This window comes from Microcoleus sp. MOSTC5, assembly GCF_036701825.1.
Classification (GTDB): Bacteria; Cyanobacteriota; Cyanobacteriia; order Cyanobacteriales; family Microcoleaceae; genus Microcoleus; species Microcoleus asticus.
The window spans coordinates 1-5,988 of sequence record NZ_JAUBRK010000129.1 but is presented as its reverse complement, the minus strand read 5'-3'; the positions used below and the strand labels follow the sequence as shown (position 1 = coordinate 5,988).

Below are 5,988 nucleotides of genomic sequence, written 5' to 3'. Positions count from 1 at the left end.
TCGCTTTTATCAACAGGGTATGCGGGCTGCAACCCTGATTCGGTCTATCTCCTAGGCCTCTTTGTCACCCCCCCAGGAAACTACCAGGCTATCTTTAGTTAAGAATTGGCTCGAAAATATCGGTCGCGTTTTTTTTATTTGGGGCTAAGTTCTCATGCTCGATCGATATATCTTATTGGTTTAGTGGCAGCTACTTTAATTTTAGTGGCAATCGTAGGCTACGCAGTTTATTTTCTGTGTTCTGAGACGAACAAACAGGTTTGGCTGTTTGTGGTGATGGTGATGGCGGTGACAGCACTGGCAGTGGTGCTGCCGGATGTTATATTGGGAGGAATCCGATCGACTAAAGCTCGCTACCTATTTCCGACTTATTTGGGGATGCAAATCGGTGTTGCTTATCTGTTAGCGACTAAAATTAGCGCGCTGTGGCAAGCTAGAAACGGCAAGTGTGGAAAGTTCTCACAGTTGTACTGTTAACGGGCGGGGTTCTGTCAAATGCCGTTAGTTCTCAAACCGAGACTTGGTGGACTAAGGAATGGGGCCGGGAAAATCCCGCAATTGCTCGCAGGATCGATCGCACTCCAAAGCCACTGGTTGTCAGTGAGATCTCGGAAGTTAGTTGAGGAAAGATACTCTCAATTAGTCATTTTTAGCACCGAAAGTGCGGCTGCAATTAGTGTTGCTTGACCCCGAAGCGCGCAGTCGGACTCAGTTGTTTCACAGACAAACTATACCCAAGATTCCTAGTGGTTTTACCGATGTTTTTGTCTACAGGCGATCGCAGGGATTTAGTGCTAAGCTGGCGAAAATACAAAACTTGAAAATCGAACTGCTGTCAGAACAAAAACGGAAACGCTGTGGCTAGGCAAGTTAGTAAAAAAGTGAGGGTTTATGGAAGATTTTGGTGTTATTATTGCTTGCTGCGACCAAGATTATTTGTTTGCAAAGGGTTGCTGTGCTAGCATCCGATATTTCCTGGGAGATGTTCCCATCTGCCTGTTGATTGACGGTACGTTTTCCGTGAGTCCCCTAGAAAAAGTTTACGGAGTGCGCGTCATTAATCACGATAGCGTCTCTGAGCCACTTCTGAGAAAAAGAAGCTTTGGTTGGGGAAAAAGTCATATGATTCCCTTTTGGGAAAGTCCGTGGCAAAATTTTCTCGTGATGGATGCAGATACAATTATTTGGGGAGATGTCCTCAAATTCGCTAATTTTCAAGACTTCGACTTTATTATTGACCAGCCTTGTCAGGATTACTTGGATGCGGATATCACGGAATATTTCTTTGACATTCCGGGAGTCGAAAAGTATTTTCCAGATTTTCGTTGGCAAGACTATCGATCTCGCTTTGTCTGTCCAGGCACATTCTTTGGGAAGCGAGGTGTTTTCAGCTTAGAGGAGTATAGAAAGATTCTGGATTTTAATGATGAACATCCAGAGATATTTAAGTATGGAGACATGGGCTTTTTTAACCTGATGGTCTTCCGCGCCGTTCAAGAGGGCAAACTGCGGGTGCAGAATGTGGATATGCAGTTGTTGGTGCCGGATTTTGACCAGGATTTGTTGAGAAAGCAGTTTCCGGTTGAGTCAAGCGGGCCTGGGGGCGATCGCACTCAGGCGACTGTGATTCACTGGTGCGGGCCGAAGCCAAGTTTATCTAATGGGAAAGTTTACTCGGAACCGATGAATTTTTGCCGTCGCAAGTGTCAGGAGGATGTTTGGAACCGCACGGGTTTGGAGGCGGAGATGTCGTTGCAAGTTGAAGATTTACAGCGATCGATCTACGTGTATAAGAATAAGTTTAAGAAGAAGTTTCGGCAGTTGACTGGTAAGTAGACTAGGACTTGCGGGCGCGCGGCGAGAAACCGGGAATATCCCTAGATTTCTCGCGGCCAAATCCAGCTTTTTCTAATAGTGTTCGATCAAGAGGCTTTTTAAAACCACAGACGATCGCCGATGAATCGAGATGTTAATTGCGGTTAACCTTCGAGGGGCAAAGTTGGCCCGGCTGGGGGTAAAACTTGGCGGTGAACACTTACTTTATGACTTTCCCGCTGAGTTTGCATTTCGACGGCGATCGCCTCAAATTCTACTTCCATGCAGCCGTAGGGAATCTCTAACTCGACACTTGCTCGAACATTTCCCAACCCGTTAGGTTTAAATTCGGTAATCCAGCGCGGGCCGTCGAGAATCAGGTAGGTTTGCCGATCGTACACCCAAACTTTCACATAAATCCGGGGCATTAATTCCGGCAGTTGCACTTGCACTTTTACCGGCCCGCCGGCTAGAATTTCTGCCCGCGGCAATTCCAAAATTGGCATCGGTACTAACTCGTCTTCTGGCAAAACGTAGGGAGTTGGCGGAGTTACTTCTGCTGCGACAGTTGCGGTTTTTTGAGCAACTTGTTTCGGCTGCGGGGGCTCGTCAAAAACGACAAATTCTCTGGCTTCCGGGCTAGTGGATTTGGGGTCGGAAATTGTTTCGCTGGTTTCGGGTTGCTGCTGGGTTGGGCTAGTTTCTTGCACAACGGCAATTTCGTCGCTGCTATTGGCGGTGGCTTTTGGAGTTGGCGACAGGGCGGTTGCTTTCAGCCATTCGGGGGATTCGCCGTTGCTGGCTAAGGAACTCAGTCGCGACCAAAATCTATTTTGGACGTTTAAGGTTTGAAATGCCTGTTTTGTGGGTCCTGGCGGAGTTTCTGGGGCTGTTGTTGCTAATTCTGGGCTGTTTTCTTGTTTTTGGTCGCTCGCTTCGATTTCCGCTGTTTTAGGGGAAGTTGGGATGTCTGAGGGTTTGGTTTGTGGGTCGATCGACTCTGCGACAGTTCGAGGCGAATTGGAGATTTCCGAAAGCAATTGCGATCGGCTGCTGTCGGGCAGTTTGTTACCGAATGCTGGCAATTCTAGGCCGCCTGCACTTGGGGTCTGACGGGAACTCAGTTGAGGGGGTAAGGGCTCGTTTGTTGGAGATTCGGCGGGGGAAGGAGGGTCTAAGGATTTTTCTACTAGCTTGAGAAAAGATAGATTTGTGGCGCTCCGAGGCTGTTTTGAGGCTGTTAGGGAGGGTTCGGCTTGATGCTTTTCTTCGATGAAATTGTCTTCAATTGCTTCTAGAAGATGCTCTAAACGGGCTGTAATTGTGAATGCTTTGGTGGCTAGGGTAACGCTGCCGCTGCTGAGAATAGCTTCTCCTAATATTAGGCGGCTTTTGCATTCGGCTGGAATGTAGGTGACGCAGGCAAAGATGCAGGGGGGAACTTGTTCTGGCATCGCCTGCTGGATTTCTGCGAGAATTTGTGAGGTTTGGGGGTCGCGCAGGTAAATTTGCAGTTGTGCTGAACCGATGAGTTGTTTGAGTTCTAGCGCTTCGGATTCGGGGATGAGAGTTGCTGTTTTTCTGGTTGTTTGGGGGGGTTGGGGAATGTCGATTTTCCCGGAAATGATTAAGGGGCGACCGAGTTGGGTGACGAAGGTTTCTCGATCGAGGACGAGTTCGAGTTTGACGCCCGGTTTGGGTTGGGCGGTTGGGGGAGTGGGGAATTGGTAGATTTTGGCCTGCTGCGGTGCTGTTAAGGCTGCTGGGATTTGGGTTGGTGCGGGGCGATCGACCGGTGCGGCGATTTGTGGGGCTGGTGCTGCGATTTTTGGTGCTGCTGCGGAAGTTGCAGGTTCGGTTTGGTCGATCGGCGGTAGGGGTTCGGAGGTTTCCGATTCTGCGGGCAATACTTCCAACTGAACGCCGTACTGCCAAGGTTTTGCTGGTGTTGATTTGGGATCTGGCAAGCACGAGAGTTCCCACAGTCCGGGCTTGAGCCTGGTGTAAGGAATGATCACGACTAATCCCTCGGGGTTGGTGCGGGCCGATCGGCTTTGGACTTTCCGCTGCGCCCCTTCGTCGAAGGAAGTATGGGTAACGCGAATTTCGATGTCGGTGTTGGGGTGCTGAATGCGAGCAACGACGCGGTATTTGCCTTCTAGAATTTCCACGTCGGAGGTTTCTAGGGGCAACCAGGCGCGATCGCCTTCTTTCTGTAGCAAAAATTCTAATTTTTTCATCTTTCTTTCCCCTTGAAGGCTCCCGCTTGATTCGTCACAGGTTGGTGGTGGTTTGTTGAGCGACAGCGACAGGCATTGAATTACTTTATTTTTTATAGCCTATCACCTGTGTCGGTCAAGAGACCGACTTACCAAGGACTGCCGATAATGCTGAAAGCTGCCCAATAATACGGATGGGACAAATCTTTGCTGTCGAGTTTGGGGATGGACGGGGGCAAGGGAGTTTCGCCTCGGGAACTTCGCAGTTGACCGCGTTCGATCGTCACTTTGCCTTCAATCGCACCAATTTGTGCTTGCCTGAGAGCTTCAGCTTTAATGATTGGAAGGTCTTTTGACCTGCTGATTTTTAACTGCTGGTAAAACTCTGTCATCATGGCGAGAGTCCCCGCATCGCTGACGTACCACAGGCTGGCGAGGGCTGATTTTGCTCCCGATTGCAGCGCTAAACCTGCAAATCCGAGTTCTGCTTCTTTGTCTCCCAAGGCGGTTCTACAGGCGCTTAATACTAATAGTTCAAGGGGCGGATTGTTCCATTTTAAATCTCTCATTTGATCTAGTCTAAGTTGCGTGTCCCAAAATTGAATGTAGGAGTTATTTGGGGTTCCAGGGCGGAATTCGGCGTGGGTGGCGAGGTGGATGATTCCGTATTTTTGTTGCAGCCGCTGGGATTGCAAGTTTACTATGGTGAAATCTTCGTTGAGAAAGGATTGACCGGGCCACTGTCGGGCGATCGCGCCCAATTCTAACGGCACTGCCGGCAGCGGTTCTTTGTTTGCCGTTTCTGAAAAATTTGATGCTCCCATTGCTAGGACTTGGGTGTTTCTGAGGTCGGTATAATTGCTGTCTGTGAATTTGAAGGCGGGGATGCGGGCGAGGCTATATTTTTGGATCAGAAATTGCTGTCCGTCGTGCATTGCTGCTAGGGGTACGGTTCGCAAACCTTCGCCGACGCAGAACAGCAAGGTTTCAATTCTTGCTGTTTGCAAATCAGTTTCTAGGGGTGCAATTATCCATTTGTAGAGTTGTTGGGCTGGTTCTAGATAGGTGGTGATGTTGATTTTTACGGGGTTGGTGATTTCGCTGCTGAATTCTTTGACTACTGAGAGCAGCGTCTCTTGTTTGGCTTCCGGGACGCTGCGGAGAATGGGCGGGCGATCGGGCAATATTAAGATTAATTCTAGTTGATCGGTGCGCGGGATGGCGTAAATTAAAGCTGGTTTTTTCTTTGTTTGAACTGCTAGGCGGGATAGAGTTTTTGATATTGCTTCGGCGGTTTTTGCACGGGCGGCAAAGTCTTGTTCAAAGTATTTTTGATAGTCTTCTTCCCAGTTTTGTTCGATTCTGGTTACGGCTTCGGTGAGGTTTCCCCGATCGAGCAAATTTCTCATTTCTTGCCCGTTAAGCCCGCCCTGGCCTGTGTTTTGGGCAATTGTAGCGAGGTTCGCTGTACTACAGCAGAAAAATATTGCTGTCAAACAGTAAAAAATAGCTTTTTTAATTTTTTTATGAGTCGTGTGTTTTTGGCGTTGCTGCGGGGATTTGTCGTGCATGGTTTTGGGGCGGTTGAGGGCGCAGTTGGCGGCAGCAGTTGGCAAAAGTTGGGATGTGGCTGGGAATATTTGACTGTGCTGGCGATCGCGCCACGATTATAGCATTCAAGACAAACCGCAAATCTCTGCCGTAGGGCGTGCACACCAGCACCAACAGAGTCCCCGCGCCAAGAAATTCGCGATTTATGTAAATTTTTATAAATTATGCAGAAGTTTTGCATAAACAGGACTTACGTAAAAACCAGATTTTTTCACGTAAGTCCTGTTTTCTACATAGCAACCAGGTGCATTTAACAGGCATTACCATCTAGGGCGTCGGTTCAGTATTAGGAGTTGACAAAAAAAGGAATTTATGAAATTAGCCAGTGCATGAGTTCGAGTCT

The 5,988-nt window shown here is 48.5% G+C and carries 6 protein-coding genes; 4 read left to right on the top strand and 2 right to left on the bottom strand.

Annotated features, from left to right (window positions below; translation table 11 throughout):
- Positions 1-183 precede the first annotated feature (183 nt).
- From QUA54_RS33480 to QUA54_RS33470, 3 genes are all read left to right on the top strand, one after another.
- A complete protein-coding gene (locus tag QUA54_RS33480; protein WP_333419254.1) occupies positions 184-477 on the top strand; it encodes a hypothetical protein in 294 nt (97 codons plus the stop codon).
- Between the two features lie 184 nt (positions 478-661).
- Positions 662-865, top strand: a complete 204-nt coding sequence (locus QUA54_RS33475) for a hypothetical protein (RefSeq protein ID WP_333419252.1) — start codon at positions 662-664, stop codon at positions 863-865.
- Between the two features lie 26 nt (positions 866-891).
- Positions 892-1,836: a hypothetical protein gene (locus tag QUA54_RS33470; protein WP_333419250.1), complete on the top strand. Its 945-nt coding sequence runs from the start codon at positions 892-894 to the stop codon at positions 1,834-1,836.
- Between the two features lie 143 nt (positions 1,837-1,979).
- On the opposite strand, the gene QUA54_RS33465 is transcribed toward QUA54_RS33470, so the two are convergent.
- Positions 1,980-4,055, bottom strand: coding sequence for a hypothetical protein (locus tag QUA54_RS33465; RefSeq protein WP_333419249.1), 2,076 nt, complete (start codon positions 4,053-4,055; stop codon positions 1,980-1,982).
- A 128-nt stretch (positions 4,056-4,183) separates the two neighbouring features.
- The gene (locus tag QUA54_RS33460; RefSeq protein WP_333419247.1) at positions 4,184-5,443 is read right to left on the bottom strand and encodes a CHAT domain-containing protein; all 1,260 of its coding nucleotides are present in this window, start codon (positions 5,441-5,443) and stop codon (positions 4,184-4,186) included.
- A 117-nt stretch (positions 5,444-5,560) separates the two neighbouring features.
- Between QUA54_RS33460 and QUA54_RS33455 the strand changes: the two genes are divergently transcribed.
- On the top strand, positions 5,561-5,707 hold the full coding sequence (locus tag QUA54_RS33455; RefSeq protein ID WP_333419245.1) for a hypothetical protein: 147 nt from the start codon (positions 5,561-5,563) through the stop codon (positions 5,705-5,707).
- Positions 5,708-5,988: the final 281 nt, after the last annotated feature.